Annotated in this window: 18 protein-coding genes; 9 read left to right on the top strand and 9 right to left on the bottom strand. The window is 37.0% G+C overall.

Features of this window, described 5'->3' with window-relative positions; all coding sequences use genetic code 11:
- Window positions 1-9 precede the first annotated feature (9 nt).
- Together EWU22_RS01390 and EWU22_RS01385 are read left to right on the top strand one after the other, a co-directional pair.
- Entirely contained in the window at window positions 10-465 is a 456-nt protein-coding gene (locus tag EWU22_RS01390; RefSeq protein ID WP_130924102.1) for a DinB family protein, read from the top strand.
- Window positions 466-474: 9 nt separating this feature from the next.
- Window positions 475-1,782, top strand: coding sequence for an MFS transporter (locus EWU22_RS01385; protein WP_130924101.1), 1,308 nt, complete (start codon window positions 475-477; stop codon window positions 1,780-1,782).
- Window positions 1,783-1,792: 10 nt separating this feature from the next.
- Here the strand turns inward: EWU22_RS01385 and EWU22_RS01380 are convergent, their stop codons facing one another.
- The 4 genes from EWU22_RS01380 to EWU22_RS01365 all read right to left on the bottom strand — a co-directional run bounded on the left by EWU22_RS01380 (window position 1,793) and on the right by EWU22_RS01365 (window position 10,109).
- Window positions 1,793-3,475 carry a helix-turn-helix transcriptional regulator gene (locus EWU22_RS01380; RefSeq protein ID WP_130924100.1) on the bottom strand — a complete coding sequence of 561 codons (1,683 nt, stop codon included), beginning with the start codon at window positions 3,473-3,475 and terminating at the stop codon, window positions 1,793-1,795.
- Window positions 3,476-3,789: 314 nt separating this feature from the next.
- Complete coding sequence (locus EWU22_RS01375) at window positions 3,790-4,686, bottom strand: glycosylase (RefSeq protein WP_130924099.1); 897 nt, start codon at window positions 4,684-4,686, stop codon at window positions 3,790-3,792.
- A 328-nt stretch (window positions 4,687-5,014) separates the two neighbouring features.
- Window positions 5,015-6,784: a RagB/SusD family nutrient uptake outer membrane protein gene (locus EWU22_RS01370; RefSeq protein WP_130924098.1), complete on the bottom strand. Its 1,770-nt coding sequence runs from the start codon at window positions 6,782-6,784 to the stop codon at window positions 5,015-5,017.
- Window positions 6,785-6,848: 64 nt separating this feature from the next.
- Window positions 6,849-10,109: a SusC/RagA family TonB-linked outer membrane protein gene (locus EWU22_RS01365; RefSeq protein WP_130924097.1), complete on the bottom strand. Its 3,261-nt coding sequence runs from the start codon at window positions 10,107-10,109 to the stop codon at window positions 6,849-6,851.
- 345 nt (window positions 10,110-10,454) lie between these two features.
- Here EWU22_RS01365 and EWU22_RS01360 point away from each other — a divergent pair, with 345 nt between their 5' ends.
- Window positions 10,455-11,339: a pirin family protein gene (locus EWU22_RS01360; protein ID WP_130924096.1), complete on the top strand. Its 885-nt coding sequence runs from the start codon at window positions 10,455-10,457 to the stop codon at window positions 11,337-11,339.
- Between the two features lie 3 nt (window positions 11,340-11,342).
- On the top strand, window positions 11,343-11,738 hold the full coding sequence (locus tag EWU22_RS01355; RefSeq protein ID WP_130924095.1) for an OsmC family protein: 396 nt from the start codon (window positions 11,343-11,345) through the stop codon (window positions 11,736-11,738).
- Between the two features lie 2 nt (window positions 11,739-11,740).
- Here the strand turns inward: EWU22_RS01355 and EWU22_RS01350 are convergent, their stop codons facing one another.
- Complete coding sequence (locus EWU22_RS01350; RefSeq protein ID WP_130924094.1) at window positions 11,741-12,772, bottom strand: exo-alpha-sialidase; 1,032 nt, start codon at window positions 12,770-12,772, stop codon at window positions 11,741-11,743.
- 121 nt (window positions 12,773-12,893) lie between these two features.
- Between EWU22_RS01350 and EWU22_RS01345 the strand changes: the two genes are divergently transcribed.
- From EWU22_RS01345 to EWU22_RS01335, 3 genes are read left to right on the top strand one after another with little or no spacing between them, the layout of a single operon-like run.
- Entirely contained in the window at window positions 12,894-14,180 is a 1,287-nt protein-coding gene (locus tag EWU22_RS01345) for a M20/M25/M40 family metallo-hydrolase (RefSeq protein WP_130924093.1), read from the top strand.
- A 23-nt stretch (window positions 14,181-14,203) separates the two neighbouring features.
- Window positions 14,204-14,914 (top strand): 6-phosphogluconolactonase, encoded by a 711-nt coding sequence (locus EWU22_RS01340; protein ID WP_130924092.1) that lies wholly within the window; start codon window positions 14,204-14,206, stop codon window positions 14,912-14,914.
- A 54-nt stretch (window positions 14,915-14,968) separates the two neighbouring features.
- Window positions 14,969-15,952, top strand: a complete 984-nt coding sequence (locus EWU22_RS01335) for a sterol desaturase family protein (RefSeq protein WP_130924091.1) — start codon at window positions 14,969-14,971, stop codon at window positions 15,950-15,952.
- Here EWU22_RS01335 and EWU22_RS01330 read toward each other — a convergent pair whose 3' ends face one another.
- From EWU22_RS01330 to EWU22_RS01315, 4 genes are all read right to left on the bottom strand, one after another.
- Window positions 15,953-16,459: a hypothetical protein gene (locus EWU22_RS01330; RefSeq protein ID WP_109324632.1), complete on the bottom strand. Its 507-nt coding sequence runs from the start codon at window positions 16,457-16,459 to the stop codon at window positions 15,953-15,955.
- A gap of 62 nt (window positions 16,460-16,521) precedes the next feature.
- Window positions 16,522-18,333, bottom strand: a complete 1,812-nt coding sequence (locus EWU22_RS01325) for a glycoside hydrolase family 2 protein (protein WP_130924090.1) — start codon at window positions 18,331-18,333, stop codon at window positions 16,522-16,524.
- Between the two features lie 78 nt (window positions 18,334-18,411).
- Window positions 18,412-19,608: an AraC family transcriptional regulator gene (locus EWU22_RS01320; RefSeq protein ID WP_130924089.1), complete on the bottom strand. Its 1,197-nt coding sequence runs from the start codon at window positions 19,606-19,608 to the stop codon at window positions 18,412-18,414.
- A gap of 685 nt (window positions 19,609-20,293) precedes the next feature.
- Window positions 20,294-21,817: a sulfatase family protein gene (locus EWU22_RS01315; RefSeq protein WP_130924088.1), complete on the bottom strand. Its 1,524-nt coding sequence runs from the start codon at window positions 21,815-21,817 to the stop codon at window positions 20,294-20,296.
- A gap of 167 nt (window positions 21,818-21,984) precedes the next feature.
- Between EWU22_RS01315 and EWU22_RS01310 the strand changes: the two genes are divergently transcribed.
- Window positions 21,985-22,866 (top strand): sugar phosphate isomerase/epimerase family protein, encoded by an 882-nt coding sequence (locus EWU22_RS01310; RefSeq protein ID WP_130924087.1) that lies wholly within the window; start codon window positions 21,985-21,987, stop codon window positions 22,864-22,866.
- Between the two features lie 99 nt (window positions 22,867-22,965).
- Complete coding sequence (locus EWU22_RS01305; RefSeq protein WP_109324622.1) at window positions 22,966-23,472, top strand: gluconate 2-dehydrogenase subunit 3 family protein; 507 nt, start codon at window positions 22,966-22,968, stop codon at window positions 23,470-23,472.
- The last annotated feature ends 1 nt before the right edge of the window (window position 23,473 follow it).

The following is a 23,473-nucleotide window of genomic DNA, read 5'->3' as shown; positions in this document are numbered from 1 at the left end:
TCAAAGACCATGAAAACAAAGACAGAGGTATTACTAGATTTGTGGATCGAGTCAAGAACGCGTTTCACTAAATTGCTAGATGGAATTTCAGAAGCGGATTTAGCTAAAAAATTGGGTAATTCGCCAAATTCAGCTGGTTTTTTGATCCGTCATATTGGTGATGTTGAATTGCTTTTTGCAAAAAATGTGTTTGGTGATTCTTCGGTAAAGGTGGTAGCTAAAACCGTGATAGATCAACGTGATTCTGGTGAATGGACGAATTTAGATGAGCTTAAAAATTATGTAGTGGGTTCATTTGAAAAGTTGCACTCCATTGTCTCACAGCAAGTTGATGAAGATTGGGAGCAAGTTATTTCTACTAAAGAATTTGGGACAAAATCTAAATCAGAGGCTTTTGGACGTATTGTTTCACACACGGCATATCATGCTGGACAATTAGCCATTGTATTGAAATATGGTCAATGATGAATAGTTATGAAGCAAGTTAAGCTAGGTTTACGGGAGAATTGGAAGCAGTTTAGTTTATTGGTGCTAATCAATGCTTTTGTCGGTGGTATGGTGGGTTTAGAACGTTCCATTTTACCTAAATTGGCAGAGGAAGAATTCGCTTTAGCGGCAAAAACAGCTATACTTTCTTTTATCATTGTCTTTGGTGTTGTTAAGGCATTGTCTAATTATTTTGCTGGAAGTTTAGCCAATAGAATGGGTCGTAAAAATCTATTGGTTATTGGATGGATTATGGCCATACCAATACCATTTTTACTCATTTATGCACCCAATTGGAATTGGGTGATTTTAGCCAATGTTTTTCTCGGGATAAATCAAGGTTTAGCTTGGAGCTCTACGGTGGTGATGAAGATTGATTTGGTAGGAGATAAACAACGTGGCTTAGCCATGGGAATTAATGAATCTGCTGGTTATTTGGCCGTAGCAATATTTGCATTTTTGTCTGGATATTTGGCTAATCAGTTTGGTCTGCGTCCATATCCTTTTTACCTGGGTATCGTATTGGTTATTTTGGGCTTATTAGGGAGTTATTTTTTCATTCAGGATACTCGACAACATGTCATACAAGAAGAGCAGCGTAGTCGAATTCCACGTTTGAAAAATATCTTCTTAGAGACAACTTGGAAGAATAGAAATTTAGGCTCGGTAACCCAAGCTGGTTTGATTAATAATTTAAATGATGGCATGGTTTGGGGTATTTTGCCCATCCTATTGGCGAGCAAGAACTTTCGATTACAAGAGATTGGATTGATTACAGCGATTTATCCTGCTGTTTGGGGTTTAGGTCAATTACTAACAGGAAAAATGTCGGATAAATTTTGCAAAAAAGACATGCTATTTGTTGGAATGTTATTGCAAGGAATCGCATTAATGCTATTGATTTGGGCAGATACTTCGTTTGAATTTATGGGTATTTCTGCTTTGCTAGGTTGGGGGACAGCTATGGTATATCCTACTTTTTTGGCTACTCTGGCAGAGAATACACATCCTTTAGATCGGGCAAAGAGTATGGGGATTTTCAGGTTATGGAGAGATTTGGGATATGCCATTGGAGCTTTAATGACAGGAATACTAGCGGATTATTTTGGGATACTCTTTGCTATTATTTTTATTGGACTATTGACTTGTTTGTCGGCAATCATCATAAAAATTCGAATGCGTTGCGGAGAAGGAGATTCTGTCAAAATTTGGGACTGGATTATTGGGAAGGAAGTTAAATCTACGTGTACCCATTCACATTTGATTGTTCAGCCATTGGAAAAATTGGCTTTTTGAAATGGATATCCTATTTTTTCAGAAAGTGTTGCTTGATGTACTTACTTGTATAACCAACCCGTTGACCTATTTTTTCAATAGGAACTTGTTTGCTTTTCAGGTCTAGCACAATTTCTTTCTTGATCTCTTTGATTAATTCCAAAGTGTTTTTATTGTGTTTTTTTAATACCCGATTTAAGTGAACGCGAGAAATTTGGTAGTATTCGGCAATGCTTTCAACACTGATTAACTGCTCATTTTTTAGCATATCTTCCCGAATTCTTTCAGGGGTAATTTCCACTTTTGGTGTTTTGTAATTTTCAGGAATTCCTTTATTCCTATTTCGAATAAATACTACACTGCCAACAATGACAACAAGGGTGAATCCTAAGGCGATGATTAAGGAGGCATCTACTTTGCTTTCATCAATAATTTCTGGTTCTAAACTAGGTAAAACTTCATTGATGAGCTGAGGAAGGTTGATGACATAAAGGCCTTCAGTGGATCCAGCATATACGTTTTGATTCCAGTTGCTTAATGCCCTTTTATTGAATTCTACATTTTCAATAATTTGAAATACCTCTTTATCCTGAGTATAAAGGAATAGACCTTCAAAGCTGGTGAAAAGGATGTTGTTCCCAATAAATATGGATTGAATGATGTGCTTGTGGCGAAATAGAAGCTGGCTTTTTTTTGTTTTTAAATTGAATTCATAAAGGCCATCATTACAAGATAGGATGATTTGCTCTCCTTTGATGGTGATATCATATATGGAAGATCCAATGTGTATGGATTCAATTTTTCTTTGAACCATATCATATAGATATAATTTCCCATTGGCGTTACCAAGCAAGAGTAAGTTGCCCAAATTTTCCATATCGTGAAACTGGGAAGAATGGGTAATGATTTTATTTACCTGGTTATTTTTTAAGTTAATGGTTCCAATAGCATCCGTCGATTGAAAATAAGTTACTTTTCCAATTTTTATTAACTTTTTAAAATGTAGGATATCCGTTTTTAGAGGTAATCGGACCCACTGACTATTCATTAATTGATAAATGGGATCAGAGTTCAGGTAATATTGATTATCAATTTTATTCGTTTCCCCGCTAGAGAAATTTGCTCCTGGGATGGGTTTGTTAGAATACACTTCGGCGACAGAATCAATGAATATCCCTGCATAGGTAGCAATGATTCTGACGCGATCATCATGGTATATATGTCGAATGGATTTACCTCGATGTTGAATGGAATAAAATTTATGAATTCTATATTCTAGCAGAATTCCATTGTAAGCCAAAAAATACAGGTCTCCAATGGAAGCTTCCGTCATATTATACTGATCATAACCAGGTAATAAATTGGCAATGGAACGGTGGTTGACTTGATGGCTTTCGGGAAACTGTAAGGTACTATAGGTTCCGAAAATGTCTTGATTGTCAGTTTTACTAATCCAAGTAAAGCGATCATTGTCTTTGGGTGTAAATTTCAAATCATCAAAACGCCCTGAATGAAATTTATATAAATGATTATCAGTCCTGACGATTAAATTTCGTCCATCTCCATCAATGTTCGTGATTTTTTCAGGTAAAGAATATGTTTTAACCAAAATGGTGTCTTGAGCATACGATTGTAAGGCCATCAATAGGCTACAAAGGATCAAAGAAAGGCCCTTGGAAATTGTTTTAATGATCAAGAGTGATTTTCGGCTCATATCTCCAAAAGAATCAGATTATTCGCTAAATGTAACATTATTTTACTTTTTAGTAACAATATGAACTTATTTAATACGTCTAATTAAAGAAAAATTTACGCTGAATAGTTAATTTTGTAATTCAGTTTAGTGCATCAAAGATTTTTAAAAGTAAAAATAGATTGCATAAAAGTAGATTGTATGTTTGAATGGGTGCAAATCCAGTCTTTCATGAAAATTTGATTAATTATTAGAGAAATAAGTAGAACACGGGTATTTAAAGCCTAGACTTTTATCAAGCCTAGGCTTTTTTGTTGCCCTTAACTTTTGGCCCTTTACTTGGATTGATATACGTGTACCTTTGAATGCATGGTATATAAGCGGAATCCTTGACCATCTGGGACAAGAATATTGCTGGATTCATTATTTCCTATAATAGGATTTTGAGGGTATTTAGTCCAATGAATGAGGTCTTTGGAAACAGCAACATTACTTGACCATTCTCTCCAGTCTTTGAAGGCTGTGGCATGATAATAAGCATAATAGTATCCTTGGTAAAAAATGACTTGGTTTATGGCCACACCGAATTTGTCATAGGGTTCAGGCCCCATTTCTAATACGGGTTGATCCTGAACATTGACCCAATCAATGAGGTTACTTGATTTGGCTAACCAAACCCCTAGATCATCTCTTTCATAGAATAAATAATAGGTATCATCCACTGAAATAACACAAGGTGTCCCAAAGGCACCTTTTTCTATGGCCTGTCCACTCGTTTTAAGAATCCTTAGATTCCCTAATTCTTGCCAATCAGTTTTGTTTTTTGATACGAGTAGATGGGTGGTATCTCCTTTTCCTTCGGCAAACATGTAATAATTTTTGCCTTTTTTAATGACGAAGACATCTTCAATCCATTGTTGAGGATTGATAGGATTGTTTGCATGTCTTTTCCAATCTAATCCATTCTTGGAAGTAGCGTATCCCAAATTCTTGATTGGACTTGATTTAGAATATCCAGTATACCATAAGTGATATCCGTCTTTTTCCTTTAAGATATATCCTCGTTCCCGAATTTGTTCATCCCAAGTTTGGGAACCTGTACCAGAAAATACGGCTTCTTTGATTAGAGGTTTAAATTTGACTAATACATCTGGAAAGAGTGTTTGACTTTGTGCAGGGAAAAGATGAAGAACAATTGCCAAACAAAAGACCATAGAGATATAGTGTTTCATGATATGGGTTGGTTTAGAGAAAGGATAAGATATGATCAGGGGAGGAAATTAATCAAAGATAAAAATCAAAAAAAGTCACTTGAATCTCAGGTGACTTTTTTGCATTACACTTCATCAACAAACTAAATTCTTACTAATTAATACTCTCAAATTAGATAGATTCTTCTTAATTCACAATAGCTAATGTGAGAACATCGACGTCCTAACGATTATTTTTTATGAAAATTGTTAAATATGCTCACAGATTAATACCAATAACACATTTTCTTTAAAATTATGTAGAAAATGAGTCATTAAAAAGGCCTACTTATTAAGTAGGCCTTTATTTTTACCATCCTGGATTTTGCCCTAGTTTGGGGTTAGTAATTAAATCTCCAGCGGGAATAGGGTATAAATAATGTTTGTTTTCCCATTTCCTTGGAATGTTATTGAACCAAGTTAATTCTCCTGAAGTGCCATTAGAAAGTAATTGTGGATTGGCTTTTCCACTGACTAATGGAGTTACTTCTACATAGGTTACACCAGATACTTTGGTTGGGAGTTTTTGGTAGAATGCCACATCCAATTTCCCGTCTTCATTTAAATCCATTGGCGTGTCTAAACTAGGAACATACATGCCATTCCATTCCATTTGCATAAGTTCTCCTCTTCTCCATCGCACGATATCGTCAAAACGAAAACCTTCTAAGCATAATTCGATTCCTCTTTCTCGACGTACCTCTAGAATTATTGGGTCGGAAATGGCAGGGAAATACGTGGTTTGAAGGTAGGTATCAATATCCTTGGGTAAGGTATTTGTTCCGCCCGTGATACCAGCTCTCTTTCTCAATAAGCCTATTGTTGCGGCCCAATCTGCATCTGTTAAAGAGCCTAGTTCCGCTTTTGCTTCAGCATAGTTCAATAATACTTCCGCATATCGGATGATGGATACCGAGTTGATGTTCAAATCTCGGGTATCATAATACATGTCATCCAAAGCCCATTTTATTGGCTGATAACCTGTAAATGTGTACGAGAATAGAGGTGGCGCCGCTTCCAAAACTCCATTGTTTAGGCGTTTGTAATCTCCAGAACGAATCGTTTGTTGTAAACGTTTATCTCTCCCTTTCACCTCATCTTTAAAAAGCATGGTTTTGTAAGCAGGATTATTGGTGAAAGGGGTTCCATCAATGTTCAAGTAGGTATTGATGAATGATCTAATGAAGTTTGCCTTATCACCATAAGTTCCTGATGTCCAATACCAGTTACCATCATTCAGGTTGTTTAATGCCAAATCACAAACGGCTGAAAGTATCACTTCTGTAGCCACCGGTGCAGGATTGATGAACACCTGTCGATATGATTTATCTACTCCAGCACCATCGTATAATTTATACCCTGCTTCATCCATAACGACCTTAGCTGCGGCTGCAGCTTGTGTTAATAGGTTGGCGGAACTAGAGCTTAAATTTAGGTTCGTATGGTATTTTCTTAATGTGCCTTCATATAGACAAACACGTGATTTGAAAGCAAATGCTGCATATTTTGTTACCAAACTACGGGTACCTTCAGTTTTAGCAGTGATATTGGCACATGCAAAATTCAAGTCAGCAATGACAGAATCCATCACCATCACACGAGAATCTCGACCTTTGTTCAATAGCTCAGTATCCGATACATCCAATGGTTTATTGATCCAAGGGACGTCTCCAAACCGTTTTACTTTTTCATAATAAAACCATGCTCGGAAGAATCGGGCAATTCCAATGTAGTTATTTCTAACAGCTAAAGGAACCTTGGGGTCATTGCAGTTTTTAATGAAATAGTTGATATTTCTCAAATCTGACCAAGACCACCCCGAACTCACCTCCGCACTAAAGTTTCCTGGAGTGATGAAAGGTGGGGTGTCTTTTCTGGCTAAATAGTCCGACATAGCATCGGCACGATGTAGGTTTTTACCATTCATCATATTGTAAAATGAATTGGTATATAAAATGAGGCCGCTTTCGCTACTGAAGATTGGGCCCTTGGTGGTGGTTGCCTCTGGAATTTCTTCCAAACTACATCCTAAAAATAAGCTGGATGTGAAAAGTAGGCAGAAGATATAGTTAAGTTTCATGATCTTATGTTAAAATTTTAAGGTTGTTTTACCTGCAGAGAATGTCTTTTTGATTCTCAGCTCATTAAAATGTAATAGATAAACCAAGTGTTACACTTTTCATTAATGGATAGTTATAACCATCACCTGAGTTTCCTCCTGGAGAGAACACTTGATCGGATGCTACAGCATTTTCAACATCTATATCACGAGTAATTTTAAATAGTGGGGAAGCTGTCCAAATGTTTTCAGCAGAAACATATACTCTTGCAGCGGTTGAACCAATTTTGGAAGCTAGCTGACTAGGTAAATTATAGCCGATTTGAATATTTTTCAAGCGGATATAACGAACATCTTGCATGTATTTTGTCTGAGGTGCTGATAATGTTCCGTTCGCATTACTAGCTATACGCGATACATATCTTGGGAAATAAGCATTGACATTATCTTCTTTCCAAATATTGCCTAACTGACTTTTTGGAATACCGCCGTATGGTCGATTGTATTGTCCCCAAAACAAATTCGCCTCTCTACTTGGATACCAATCTTGCTGTCCTACACCTTGGAAAAATGCAGAGAAAAAGAAATTTTTCCAATCTGCGCCTAACATGATTCCGTATGTATAACGAGGAGTTGTGTTTCCAATAATGGATCTGTCTCCCGGATTACTTACTCGGCTAGTGCCAGGAGTAATATTGCCATCTCCATTTGAATCAACAAATTTGATATCACCAGGGTACCACACACCACTGTTTGCGCTGCGGAACAAATCTTGTTTAGCACTATTTTTAACGTCATCTGCTGAGGTAAAATATCCAGCGGTGGTATAACCCCAAATTTCACCCATTACCTGACCTTCATAAAAATCACTTAGTAATTTTTGAGGGTTATTGTATTTTTTAATAACAGCTGTGTAGTCAGATAAGGTTAATCGAACGTTGAATTTTAATGGACTGGAAGCTACGTTTACTTGGTCATTATAAGAAAGGAGCATTTCCCAACCTTTTGTTTCCAGGTCGGCATAGTTACCTTTTGGTGACGAAGCACCAAATACAGCAGGTAAGGTTAATCCTACAGTAAACATATCGGTGGTTGTTCTGATATAAGCGTCTGCATTGAAGTGCAATCGATTATTTAACATGGAAAGGTCAATACCGATGTTTTTGGTAGTAGCAGTTTCCCAAGTTAAGCCTTCCGGAATAACTGTTGGGTTTGTGGTAAATTGTGGTCTTTGACCATTCAAAACCAATCCCGATTGAGCAATATTAAACTGCTCTAAATAGGCATAGGAATTGATATTTCCATTACCTAATGAACCATATGAAGCTCTTAATTTTAAATCAGTAATTAATTTCTCTGGCACATTCCAAAATGCTTCCTTGGAAAGTCTCCATCCTAATGAATAAGAAGGGAAGAAGGCAAAACGTTGGTTACTTGGGAATTTAGATGATCCATCATATCGAGCATTTACTTCCAAGAGATATCGGTCTTTAAACGAGTAGTTTAAGCGAGAGAATCCGCCCATGATTTTCCAAACTTCCCAACCACCACTGGTGGTAATGGATTGACCTAAAGCTAGGTTTATATCATTAGCACCTTCAAAGATTAATCCATTTCTTTGGGCAGATAATCTTTTAAATCTAGATTCTTCATAATTGTAACCTGCCATCACTTTTAAGTAGTGATCTTCATGGAAGGTATTTTCATATTCTGTATACAGGTTGGTTGTCATGTAGGTTGTCTCCCTGTAAACATCGTTGAGGTAATTGGTGGTCGTTCCCACATAGGAAATCACGCCTGGCTTTACACTATATGGAACGGGCACAGCCTTCGTTCTATCATTGTTGTCCGTGGTTTGAATCGTGACATCACCTTTTACACGTAATTTATTTTTGAAAAAATCAGCAGCAAAACCTGTGGTATTTCTAAATACACGCTTGTCGTTGTCGATGCCATTTTTCCCGTAATAGAAATCTCCAATATTATAAGCTGCAGAAAAAGACAGTGTTCCATCTGGGTTTAACATGGGTGAAATTGGATGTCCTTCATCCGCGATATTTCTCCAGATACCACCACCCTCACCTACGTTGAGTGGGTTATGATATTTCATGTTCGAGAATTGCGTGAAGTTGGTCACTTTTAACCAAGGATACAGTTGAACGCTTCCTTTTCCTGAGAAATTCAACATTTGGTAATCGTCGGAATTATATCGGAATAAACCATCCTGACCGTAATAGCGCCCCGTTAATAAATAGCTTGCCTTATCGCTACTACCCGAGATGCTTAGATTGTGTTCTTTAGAGGTTGTAACCTTTTTATATAAATTTCCATAGTAATCCGTACTTCCATAATAGACGTATTCTCCTGTTACTGGATCAATTTCATAATCAGGTAATCCTCCAACCTCTTTTCTACGTTTAAATTCATTCAAGTAGGCTTGAGAAAACTTTAATGTTTTATTGACGTTTTGAGGAAAACTACCTTGAAAATTAACAAATGACTCGGCAAACATGGAGGCAAATGTGTAGCCATCTGTAACTAGCTCAGGAACCGCAATGGGGTTTTTTAAGGAATAATTGGAGGAATAGGTAACCGAAGTTTTTCCTTTAGTTGGATTTTTAGTGGTGATTAATACCACCCCAAATACGCCTCTAGCTCCGTAAATGGAAGCAGATGCGGCATCCTTCAACAAGGTAATTGTGGCGATGTCATTGGGATTTAATAAACTAGGGTCTCCTTCTACGTTATCAATTAGAACCAAAGCATTTCCTCCCTGTCCAATGGAAGTAGTTCCACGGATATTAAAGCTAGGTGCTTGATTTGGCTTTCCATCTCCCATCTTGATATTTAAGTTGGGCATAACACCTTGAAGACCTTGATTTAAATTGGTTAAAGGTCGGTTATCAAATACCTCACTACTGACTTGGTCTACGGCTCCAGTTAGGTTGGCCTTTTTCTGGCTACCATAACCTACCACCACCACTTCTGTCAATAATTTGGTATCTACTTTTAACTTCACCGTTAGATTAGCTTGGCTTCCCACTTCAATTTCTTGTGGGATATAACCAACAAAAGAGAATGCTAAAATGGATTTTTCATTGTCAACATTGATTTTGAAATTACCATTGATATCAGTAGTCGTTCCACGAGTACTACCTTTTTGAGTAACCGATACCCCTGGAATCGGAGCACCATTTTCTTCTGTAACTTTCCCTGTGACTGATTTGTCAATTAAGGAGGCCTTACTCGCCTGAGCGGAGTGGATAATTCCACATAGCATGGCAAAATAGAGAATGTACATTCTCAGGTACGAGACATGTTGTCTCATGGTCTGATTTTTTTTCATAGAGTATAATTGTTAGGTTGATTGGATACTTTCAGATCCTCCAGATTGGAGAATTGAAGGAAAGAGTTAGTTATTATAGTTGGTGTAATGATAGAATATTGAATCCAAATTACTGATAAATAGTAAAATACAAAGATTAATTAGGATATATTTATTTTTAGGCATTTGAATATGGGTATTTTCGGCAAATATGCCACCATCGTTTAAATTGGAGGGAAGTAGCATATTAAGGATTGATAAAATCTCTATTTCAAACAAATCTTTGATTGTCGGATTTTTATTCATGTACATTAAGTTTTAATAGCTAGCAAACCGAGTAAATTCGTTACATAAATCATACGAGCTATGTCAAATATTCAATTGATTATCGAAGAGCGGGCTGCTAATATTGGTAATTTTATGGTTGGACGATTGTTACCTTTTCGTCAAAAAAGAATGATTGGGCCTTTTTCATTTATTGACCACATGGGGCCAACCAAGTTAAGTGAAAGGGAGAATTTAGATGTGTTGTCGCATCCCCATATTGGTTTATCAACCTTGACTTATCTATTTGAAGGGAGTATTATGCACCGTGATACCCTAGGTTCTGCTTTAGAGATTAAACCTGGGGAAGTAAATTGGATGACTGCTGGTAAAGGGATAGTGCATTCGGAAAAGACCCCAGAACATTTACGTCATTCTGATAAGGTTTTGCATGGTTTACAGATTTGGGTAGCATTGCCCAAAGAACTGGAGCAGATGGAGCCCTCTTTTGTGCATATTGGCAAAGAGGAATTACCTACATGGAATGAAGGAGATACTCAATTTACCTTGATTGCAGGAAAAGCCTTTGGTCGAGAATCAGGAGTGCCTGTTTATAGTCCTTTGTACATGATCGAAGTGAAGAGTAAGGAGAAAACGGAATTATCCTTGGGAGATCAGCTATTTGGAGAATCGGGAATATATATCTTGGAGGGAGGCATTGAAGAAGAAGGGAATACATTTGGTCCAAAGCAATTGTTGGTTGCCCAAGACCATAGCTTATGTACTTTTACGATGGAAGCAAATAGCACCATTTATATATTTGGAGGAGATCCTTTTCCTGAGGAGCGCTTTATCAATTGGAATTTTGTTTCGAGTGATAAGTCTTTAATTGATAAAGCGAAAGACGATTGGATCAATCGACGTTTTGATAAAATTCAAGGAGAGGAAAATGAATTTGTGCCATATCCAAGTTTAAACAATAGATAAGTCATGGGGAAAATTACATCGCATTTAAGAAATACACTTTATCAAGTGGAGATTCAAAGTGAATCAGGAAATCAAATTGTTGCAGATGAGCCGATTGAACTCGGTGGAGGGAATTTGGGCTTTTCCCCAGATGAATTGGTCCGAGCAGCTTTAGCAGCATGTACTTCTGCTACTTTACGCATGTATGCTGATCGCAAAGGGTGGGATTTGCAAGACGTGAATTTAGAATTGGATTTTATCTGGGATAAAGAACTTAGCAAAACGACGATTCGTCGAAATATACATTTATCCGGAAACTTGGACGAGGCTCAAAAAGAAAGGCTTCTAAACATTGCAAACATGTGTCCTATTCACAAAGTATATAGTAATCCCATTGAAATCATTAGCAGTTTGAAATAATCTTACAGTAGTTGACCCCAAATTTGACCTTGGTTTTCCCAAACGATGAAAGCCTTTTGATGGTTAAGGGATTTCATAATAGGAAAGCGGCCTTGTCCCAAAGACTTAGGCGTGTCCGATGCATTTGATTTTAGCCAAATTTGCCCCTGATGGTTCCAAACCATCCACTGGCCAGAGGATAATATGGCGGTTGAGGCATTTTTCCCTGGACCAATGAGCTTTTCCTCTCCTTGAACTCCAGAAGTATAAAGATTTTCTGCTCTACGCCAGACAGTAGCAATGTCCCCTGTGGATGTCCAGCTTAGACTCCCTCCATCCATGGGACAAGCCTCCAAAACCCAAGTTCCCAAGCCTAATTTCTTAGCTTGATTATAACTTTTTCCTCCATTTTGAGATTCAATAACATACATATCGCGAGAACCTTTTAACCAATTTCGAAACATGATAGCAATATGATTGTCTTTCATGATGATATTGGGTTGGCAGCATTCACAAATATTTGATTCAGGTGAGCTATAGACGAGTTGGTTCTTTTGCCAAGTTTTTCCTCCATCCAAAGAAGTGCTGGACATTAAGTTGTTTTTTCGATTCAATCTTAAATCCAACCAAATAACCGTGAACTGATTTTTTTGATTAGCGGCAATGGCATTAAATCCTTCTTTTGCCATATCCGGAATATCATTCACTTGATTTTTTAACCAGGTTCCTGTATGAGTTTTTCTAAAGGCGTATACATTACCTATTTTATCAACAGCCGTAATGATGGTTTCTGAATTTGAACTTGCAATTCTGGGTCCACGAGATGCTCCTAAATGTAATCCAACTAGAGAATCAACTAAGCTAGGTTCAGAAAAATGGGCACCCTGATCAGTAGAAAAGGAATAAAACAGTTTATTTTTTTGGCCGAATACTAGTTCTATTTTACCTGATTTTCCTAGGCAAAAATCAGGTTGTTGACCATTAATATTGAATAAAGATGATTGAGCAAAAGCAATTGGACTAATTAATAAGCAAAATAGGAATTTGAGCATCATTTGTAGGAGTAGAGTTTAACAAAGAAAATCCATTTGATGTAAAATAGCTAGATGTGGGCTAAATGATTGATATTAATTTAATACTTTTAAAGCTTGAAGCTAGCATAAATCAACAATCAACATGAGAAAAACATCTTTACTACTTGTCGGCCTACTATGTTCTATTTCAGCCTTAGGGCAATCAATCGACAAAATCATCCATGTCAAAGAAGTGGAACGTATCGAGCGTTATTTAGCTTCGGACGAATTAGCGGGGAGGAAGCCATTTACGCCGGGAATAGAGAAGGCAGCACAATTTATTTCAGATGAATTTGCTAAATCTAAATTAAAGACCTGGGGGAATTCATCTAGTTATTTGCAAACATTTCAAGTGTATAAACCCACATTGAAGTCGATCAAAGCAAGTTTAAATGGGGAAGTTATTGATGCCAAAAAAGTCGTTGTTATTGGAAAAGAATCGAAAACCATCATACAAGAAACGTCTTCTTATGCACAAGCTACGATAGCCAAAGGAGAAAACTTATTTCAATCAGCCTATCGTTTTATTTCGGGTAAAACACCAACCGTAGTTTGGGTAGATGAAGATTTTGCCAATTTGTTTACTCGCTTGAGTAACCGCAATATATTAAGAGGGAATCAAGTGAATGTGGCCTTTATTTTATCGAGTAAAGCGGCTGATAAATTCTCTATTGAAGTAGAAAATGAAATCACTCCTATGTCCTTGAGTAATGTGGTGGGTATTATTCCAGGTAAATCATTAGCCAATGAATATGTCATTTTTTCGGGTCATTATGATCATCTTGGGGTGATGCCCAACCGAGCGGTTAAAGGAGATTCCATTTACAATGGGGCCAATGATGATGCTGCTGGAACTACTGGAATGATGATGTTAGCTAAGTACTTTAAGAAGTGGAATAAAAATGAACGTACGTTGGTTTTTGCGGCTTTTACAGCGGAGGAAAGTGGAGGATTTGGGGCTAGCTATTTTTCTGAGCAATTTGATCCAGCTTCAGTAAAAGCTATGTTCAATTTAGAAATGATTGGTACAGAAAGTAAGTGGGGTAAAAATAGTGCCTATATCACTGGCTTTGAGAAAACTGATATGGGGGCAATTTTACAAAAAAATCTGGAAGGAACAGGCTTTACTTTCCACCCTGATCCCTATACGGAAGAGAATTTGTTTTATCGCTCAGACAATGCAGCATTGGCTAGATTAGGGGTTCCTGCACATACCATTTCTACTTCTAAAATGGACAATGAACCTAATTACCACAAACCAAGTGACCAAATCGAAACGTTAGATTTGGAGAATATGACAGCCATCATTAAATCTATAGCTTTTAGCGCACAAACAATCATTTCTGGGAAAGATACACCGAGTCGCGTAGATACTTCCCAATTGAAATAGACCTTGAACCATAAACCTCAATAATGAAAATTACCTACGTTAAAAATTATGCAGAGCTGAGTGAGCTAGCCAGTAGAAGTATCATTCAATCTGTCAAGGAAAAACCCAATTTACTTTTTTGTGCGGCCACGGGTGGCTCACCTACGGGGATGTACGCCCAAATGCATCAAGCCCATGTGGCTAATCCATCCTTGTTTTCGGATATGCGTACCATCAAAATGGATGAATGGGGTATTATTCCATCCGAGCATCCAGATTCTTGTGAAAGCTATTTGAAACAGCATTTGTTAGGCCCTTTGGAAATATCCGAAGATCGCTATTTCAGTTTCGATACTAATTTGAAAGAGTATCAGGCTGAGTGTGATCGAGTTCAAGCTTACATTGAACAAGAAGGGCCCATTGATATTTGTATTTTAGGTTTGGGGAAAAATGGGCATATTGCTTTTAATGAGCCAGGAGAGTATTTGCAGGCTTCATTCCATAAAGCTATTTTAGCAGAGTCAACCATTCAGCATGATCCAGCATTATCTCAAGGAGCGGAACCCGCATTTGGCCTATGTGTTGGTATGGAAGGGATTTTACAAGCTAAAAAAATCATTTTCTTGATTACAGGGAAGGGAAAGCAGGAAGCATTTAAAACCATCATGGAAAAGAAAATCACGACACACTGTCCAGCTTCTTTTTTGTGGATGCATCCTAATGTAGAATGTTATGTAGATCAAGAAGCAATTTAATGAATGACACCAATTCATCTTGTTGGATGAATCAACCTATTTAATAATTTGACCATGGAAATAGTACAAGCCATAGGAGATTGGATCCTTGGATTTTTTGGATTTGACAATCTAATGGAATTTCTCCAAAACAAGACTTTTGCCGACTTTTTGACATACGACGGCATCAAAGTATTGATTAGACCTTTGTTTCCCATTACCCTAGTATTGGAATTAGTTCGAGGATTGCTTTTCAAAAGCTTTGGTTTGAGCAACTATAAGATTCCATTTTTTAGTTATGTATTGAATGCCTTCATAGGGAGGTATTTGTCATTAGGAATGACGGCAATATGTATTGGATTTTTTGAACCTAAGGCATTATTTCATGTTTCCTTTACTTGGTATTGGTTTATCTATGGTTATATAGTTTGGGAATTTGCTCATTTTATTTACCATTATTTAGCGCATAAGGTACGATTGTTTTGGTGTTTACATTCCACGCACCATGCGCCAGAAAACATGAATTTGGCGGTTTCTTATGCGCACTTTTTTTTGGAAGGACCGTATGCAGATATCATTCGTGCCAGCATTTGTATTTTGGCGGGACTTCCACCGGCGATGCTATTTACAATCATGTTCATTGATGGAACTTGGGGAGCATTTATTCATATCGGGGATCATTTGGTCAAAGATGCTCGGATGGGGAAATTGGGTAATTTCATGCTAAGCCCAGCTCATCACCGAGTACATCATGCACGAAATGTTCAGTACATGGACACCAATTTTTGTAATCTTTTAAATATCTGGGATCGAGTATTTAAGACCTATCAACCTGAATTAGATGAGGTGAAAGTGGAATATGGGATTACTCGAGATATGAAACCGAATCATTTTTTAGATGCCTATTTTGGAGAGCTGGTGGCTTTGGCGAAAGATGTCTACGGTGCACCTGGACTTGTGAATAAATTCTTATACATTTTCATGCCACCAGGTTGGAGCCATACGGGTCAGCATAAAACAGCATCAGCTATGAAAAAAGAGGCAGGGATATTTAAGTGATTAGCTCTGCTTTGTTCGGAAAAATAATGTGGGGATGGAAACCAAGATGTAAATGATATTGATGCCAATGATGGCAAATTTCACTCCTGCGAAGCCATTGGTCAGCGTGTAGACCCAAGAGGACTGGGCGCCTGTAAGGGATAGGATCATTCCCGTATTTTCAAGGATGTCACAAAAGAATGCCAATAATGCCGCATTTTTAAGTAATAATCCAAACTGTCGAACCAATTTGCTCCGATGCCTTTGCGCCAATAGAGCAAGGGTAAGCTGGAAGAAATACGTGTAAATTGGGATGTAGAGAAAGTCGATGGCTATATTCCAGCGAAGCGTCTGGATATCCCAATGTTGTACTATTTTTTGAAATAAATCTGCTGTAGGAGCAAATTCTAAATGTATAATCCCCATGGGAGTGAAGCTATTTTTTAGAGCAGCTCCTTGCCATTGCATCAGGTAACTGAATCCCAATAAGAGGGCAAAACTGAATACCCATTTTTGATTTAGTTTCATGAGGATTTGATTTTAAAAGAGCCCATGGACTGGAGGTCTGCATGGGCTCTAATGAATCTTTTTTATTTTAATGACTCTCTAATCTCGATATTGGCTTGTCGGATTTTATCTTCCAATAGTTTAATCACTTTTCTATCGTACGTCATCAATCCATTGACTTCAATTTCCACATCGGTGGTTTGGGTATAAACAGCTGCTGAATAGCCGAATGGGATTAGTTTTTTTAATTTTTCGGCTAAGTCGACATAAGCTTTAGTCGCTTCTTCGCTCGTTTTATATTGAACATATCCCCAATTTCGATTTCCCTCCCAAAGGTGTTGATCTAACACTAATCCGATTCCACCATATTCTCCCAACACATTGACGCGTTTAGAATCAAATAATCCCATTTTAGGGTCAGGATAATTATGCATGTCTAGCATGTCTCCTACATCATAATGGTTACCTCCACTAGCTGGATTCACTAAGCGAGAAGGATCATAATTTTTTGTCCATTCTACCACTTCTGGAGTTTTAAATTGCCCCCATGCTTCATTGAAAGGGACCCATACCACCACACTAGGGTTAGAGAAAGTTAAATCCATGATCTCTTTCCATTCTTTCATGAAGTTTTCTTCTGAGGCTTTTGATCGAATTAATTCCTTATCATTGAAATAATTTCGAGTTACCCATTTGGGGTCTTTATCTCCACTTGGCATATCTTGCCATACCAAAATCCCCTCCCGATCGCAGTGCGTATACCATCTTGCAGGTTCCACTTTTACGTGTTTGCGGATCATGTTATAGCCAAAATCTTTGGTTTTTTTGATGTCGAATAGGAGCGCTTCATCAGTAGGTGCGGTATATAAACCATCAGGCCACCATCCTTGATCCAATGGCCCCAATTGAAACACATTTTTATTATTTAATTGAAGTCGATGTATGCCATTAGCATCTATTTTGGTAGATATTTTACGCATACCGACATAGCTTTTTAATTTATCTTTAGCTATGCCATTTCGAAGAACGGATATTTCTAAGTCATATAAGAAAGGAGATTCAGGGCTCCATAATTTGGCATTGGGGATGGCAACTAAAACATCCTGTCCTATGGCTGCTTTGCCTGAAGAAATCAGATTCCCATTATCTAAGACTTTTACTTCGATGATATCAGAAGGAATGGCTCCTTCAATTTTAGATTGAACGTTGATATTTCCGCCATCAATATTGGGAACCGTTTTTAGTTGGCTTATGAAAGTAGACTCTACAGGTTCAAGCCATACAGTTTGCCATATTCCCGTTACAGGAGTATACCAAATACCTCTCGGGTTATTTACTTGCTTACCCCGAGGTTGGAAGCCTAAATCACTCGGGTCCCAAACTTTGACTACCACTTTTTGAGCTTTATCTTTTTGTAGAAATGGGGTAATGTCAAAACTAAATGAGGTATATCCACCTTGGTGAGTCCCTACTTTAATATCATTGACCCACACGTCAGCTTTCCAGTCTACGGCTCCAAAATGTAAGATGACATTTTTGTTTTTCCAGGTAGCAGGAACCGTAAATGTACGGTGGTACCAGAGTTCTTTTTGATCACCTACTGTTTTTTGAACACCAGATAAACTAGATTCTACAGCAAATGGCACCAAGATTTTACCATCAAATTGATTTGGGATATTGCTTCCTTTGTCGATGATGGCATAATCCCACAAACCGTTTAAGTTTTGCCATTGGTCTCGAACCATTTGTGGTCTAGGATATTCTGGAAGGGTATTATTGGGGTCTACTTTTTCAGCCCAAGGGCTTTTGATTTTGTTTCCAGCAGGTTTCCAGGTTTGTGCATTCGTGGAAAAAAGCTGCGTAGCCAATATTGCTACAATAAAGAGGTTTTTCATGTTAATGTATAGATTTGAAAAACCTAAGATATTAAAAAGCTAGAGTTTTTGGCTTTTTATGGTAATATATTGCTGGAATTAACTAGCTTTTTGTAGTTCAGACCATACTTTAGGAGTACAGCCTTCTATTTCTTTAAAAGCTTGGAAGAAGCTGTTCTTTGAAGTAAAACCAGCCTCCTTCATTAAGCCCTCTAGTGAATATCGTTTTTCTTTATCTTTCAATATAAGTTCTTTGACGTATTCAATGCGGTATTTATTTTTGATGGTAGGAAAAGGGGTATTTAAAATTTTATTAAAGCAAAAAGATACATGATGCTGGGGAATATTTAACGTGACCACGATATCTCGAATGGAAAAGCGGGGATTCAAATAGGGTTTTTCTGTTTCAATGTAGTTTAGTATGATTTGGGAGAGTTCAAAAAAGGAATCGTCAACCTCTTGTTCTGTTTTTCCCAGATTTGATTTTTTCTTTTTCAATTGGATGAGCTCAAGCTCTTCCCAAGTTAATTTCGGAATACCATACAGCACTCTTGGAAAGAGTAGAATGAGTAAGGGCATGACAAAAGCAATCATGATTAAGATTCTATAATAGGGTAGGTATTCATTTAGATTGCTAAAGTCGTGTTCGGGGCTAAACAGAACAATGAAATTAGAGGATAAGAGGATACTCGCTATGAAGGTATTAAAGGAGACAAAAATCATGAGCCATTGAAAGGTAATACGCCTTTGGATTTCATAAGAATCATTTGAATGGGAATTTTGAGTCCAAGTAGCTTTAATCAACAACAAAATCATCATCCAGGCATAATATACATACAAGAAATTACGGACAAAGTCATTAACTAGGCTAGGAGTAAAGAGGTGAATCTGATTCGTGTAAAGTTCGCCTGGTTGATTGAGTATTTTAGTTACTAATGCCAGCTTGTCTTGGTATGATTTTAAAAAATAGGGAATCAAACCAATGAGCATATATAGACTTGGGATTAGGTGCCAAATATCTTTTTTGGTAACCCCTTCTTGATCAGTTACCGTGTTACGTACATATATATATGCTGCGGGTCCAATCAAGAAAAACAATGGGGAGAAATGCCCATAAAGTATTGCCAATAACCAAGGCAATTGGCTGTCGTACGTAAATAAATAGTATTTTAAACTAATTACTCCGATTAAAAAGTAAAAGATGGACAGGAAAATGATCCCTTTATTCTTCTTTATATTGAAATAAGCAATAATAATAGAAAATAATAGGGATAGGAATGGTAAGGTTAGGAACATTGAAATGGGAAATAACTAAAATAGAAATTCAATTGCCAATTTTTAAAGTCCACCACGAAGACCTATCATCTCCTAACCGAATAACAGCTAATTTGTTATTCGAAATGGTGAATTCCTTGCAAAAAAATAACTAGTTTAGACTTGGTTATATATTTTAGAACGGGGTTGTTTTTTTAATTGCATTTAAGTTAGATAAGCTTCGCTTTAGCTGAATTTGTTTGTTCAAATCCTTTGTCCTAAAATTCAAAATCTGTACCTAAATTATTAGCGGTTGTTTAAAAAGAAAAAATTAATTTTTTAAAATTAGGTATTATTTTTCTAAAAGAAAGAGCTTTTTGGAGTTAAACTTTTAAAAAATAGAGAAAATGCCTAACCATTAACTCAACGCTTTTTATTTAATGATATAATTTAAAACGAGACTAATTAGTATAGAATTTTTAAATTATACCAATTATTGAGTTTAAGTTGAAATTTTTATAAGATTTCTCCTACTTTTGAGCTATTATTTTAAAAAGTAGAATCGTTTGATTCAAATAATTTAAAATGATGCTTCGTTGATATAATTCTTTTTCAGAATTATTAAAATGAAATAGTACGATTAAAGATAGTATACAATTATAGAACACAGGAATGCAAAAAGCCTATCGTTATTAGCGATAGGCTTTTTTATCCTGTGAAAGTTCTTTTATAGCCCTTTTTGGTAAATCTCTAGAGCTTCTTTATCTTCATATTGAATCATCTTCTGTTTTAATTGTTTTTTCAAATCGGCAATAATTTGCGCATTTTCTTTTTTATCATAGATGTTGTGTAAATTTTTAGGATCTTTTTTGATATCATACAATTCCCAAAAATCTTTCGGTCCATAGAAGCGAACTAAGGTATATTGAGCTGTTCTTAAACCAAAGTGAGGATAGACATGATGCGGCTGTGGGTATTCATAGTAGTGATAATAGGATTCATTTTTCCAGTTTTTCCCTTGACCTTTGAGAACAGGCAAAAAGGATTTCCCTTGAATTTCGTTAGGGACTTTCGTTTGAGCAATATCTAGTAAAGTAGGAGCCCAATCCACATTGGATACCACCTGACTTACTTTAGTTCCGGGTTTGATGGTGCCAGGATAGCGAATGACAAAGGGAGTCTTTAACGACTCTTCATAAATGAAGCGTTTATCAAACCAACCATGCTCTCCTAAATAGAATCCTTGATCCGAAGTATAGACCACTACGGTATTTTTTGCTAAGCCCGTTTTATCTAAATAATCTAATAATTCACCAATGTTTCTATCTAGTGAATTGGCCGTTGAAAGATAGTCTTTCATGTAACGCTGGTATTTCCATTCAGCCAAGGCTCTTCCACTGAGTTTTTTCTCTTCAAACTCTTTACTTATTTTATTTTCATAGTAGTCATAAAATGGAGGTCTTTGCTCAGGAGTAAATCGATTGAAATTTCCCCCATCTCCATTGCCTTCATATTTACCATGGACTTTTAAATCTTGACTTAAAATCATGGTTTTATCGATCGTCATATCTTGGTCAGCGGCTGCCAATCTTCCTGCATAATTATCATAGAAAGTATCGGGTATGGGGAAAGTCACATCATCATATGCGCCTAAGTCTTGAATATCGGGAAGCCAAGAACGGTGAGTAGCTTTATGTCCAACGACCATGAAAAATGGTTTGTTCGTGTCACGCTGGTTTAACCATTCTTTCGATAACTGAGTAATGACATTGGTGACATAACCTTCTCGACGAGTAGTTTTATTTTGACTATCCACAAAATCCGAATTATAATAGCTGCCATGTCCCGGAAGGATGTTCAAATAGTCAAAACCATGAGGTAATGTGCCTAAGTGCATTTTTCCCACCCAGGCTGTTTGATATCCATTTTTTTGTAATTCTTCAGGAAAAACGGCTTGCTCAATATCAAATTTCTTCTCGTTGAATTTATAGCCATTTTTATGACTGAATTTACCCGTTAGCAAGGTGGCTCTGCTAGGTCCGCAAATGGAATTGGTAACCACATTGTTATACAGAATGGCTCCTTCTCTGGCAATTCGATCAATGTTGGGTGTTTGGGCCAATTTACTTCCATAGGCGCTGATGGCTTGTGAAGTATGATCATCCGAAATAATAAAAATGATGTTGGGTCTTTGTTTTGTTTGTCCCCAACTATAAAAGCTAATTAGGAGTAGAAGAAGTGACTTTTTCATAGTTTTTGTTTCAATGCTTACGAGTTTTATTATTTAACGGAATATTTCTTGGCAAGCCATCCGGCTATTTTACTGTTTTATATAGGTAAAATACTGATTTTTTTCATTTAATTTGATTGGCTTCTAGTGGCCAATGTTCCTATTATCTTCTTATAAAACCAAACCTGATGAAAAAAATATATGCTTATTGTTTATTAGGCTTATGTCTAAGTCTATCTCACATCAATTTGGCCAAACTGCCAGATAAATATGTAAATAAAAAATTGAATTCAGTAAAAAAGGCTCCTAAAGATTGGAAGCTGGGAGTTGCCCTCTACACATTTAACCCATCTTCATTTCCCGACCAATTGGCCAAAGCTGACAGTGCTGGATTGCATTTTGTTGAAGGCTATACGTTTGGCAAAGCTGGTGCAGCCTTAAAAGACTCATCTGTGATGAACTTGTCAAGGACTGGAATCCGACAATTAAAGCAAATGATTAAAGAGAAAGGGCTTAAGATGGAATCCCTATATTTAGTAGGAGGTAAAACCATTGATCGTTGGAAGAAGGAGTTTGATATTGCTAAAGAGTTGGACGTCAGTTATGTAACAGCAGAACCACCTGTGAACCTATGGGATGGAGTAGATAGTTTAGCTGGCTTATATAAGATAAAAGTGGCTATTCATAATCATTGGAAAGGAACAAGTGTTTATTGGACACCAGATTCCTTATTAATTGCCATGAAAAACCATCCTAATTTCTATGCTTGTCCAGACTTAGGTCATTATCCTAAAAGTGGCATAAACCCAGTGGATGCGTTGAAAAAATTGCAAGGTCGTATTATAGCTATTCATTTAAAGGATATTGCGGAATATAACAATCCCAAACTAAGAGATGTACCCATTGGAACGGGTGTAGTTAATTTTCCAGAGGTCTTTGCAGAGTTAAAAAGACAAGGATTTCAAGGGAATATTAATATAGAGCGGGATACTCAAGAAAAACCGAGTAACCTCCCTTCGGTCATACGGTCGGTAAAATATTATCGGGAACAAATAGGTAAATTAAAATAGGCAATGATCTTTCCCTGTATTAGCCAATGGGTAGCATCAGGGTAGTGAATGGTAGTAAATCTTGATTTTTCATCCAATTTACAGGAATAATATTCTACTATGAAACGAAGAAAGCTTTTGCAGTCAATAGCCCTTTCAGCTGGAGCTATGGTGATTTTGCCCAGCTGGGCTCAAGGTTGGAGTAGGGAAAATATAGTTACGAGTCATGTTTTTAAGTTAGAGGAAAAAGAAATGCTTCGACTCATCGCAGGAACATTTATTCCAGAAGGTGCATCAAAGGGAGCCAATGGGGTTGGGGTGGAGCTATTTCTAGAAAAACTTTTTAGTGATTGTTATACCATAGAAGATCAAAATAAACTAAAAGCAGCTATCAAAGCTTTGATGTTACAGGCGGATTTAAATCACCATTTGACATTTGGGGCATGTAGTGCAGCTCAGCGAGAAGGATTATTAGTAGACTTAGAGAAGTCGGCCGAACATCTTTGGGCATATACGACTTTACGAACTGAGACAATTCGGGGGTATACAACTTCTGAATATGTATTGACGGAGCATTACCATTATGTGATGGCTCCAGGTTTTTACCATGGGTGTGTAAATGTATAAT

Origin of the sequence: Aquirufa nivalisilvae, assembly GCF_004307455.1 — a bacterium.
GTDB lineage: Bacteria > Bacteroidota > Bacteroidia > Cytophagales > Spirosomataceae > Aquirufa > Aquirufa nivalisilvae.
Note: the sequence above shows the minus strand (reverse complement) of the source record. Positions and strands in the feature narration are given on the sequence as shown.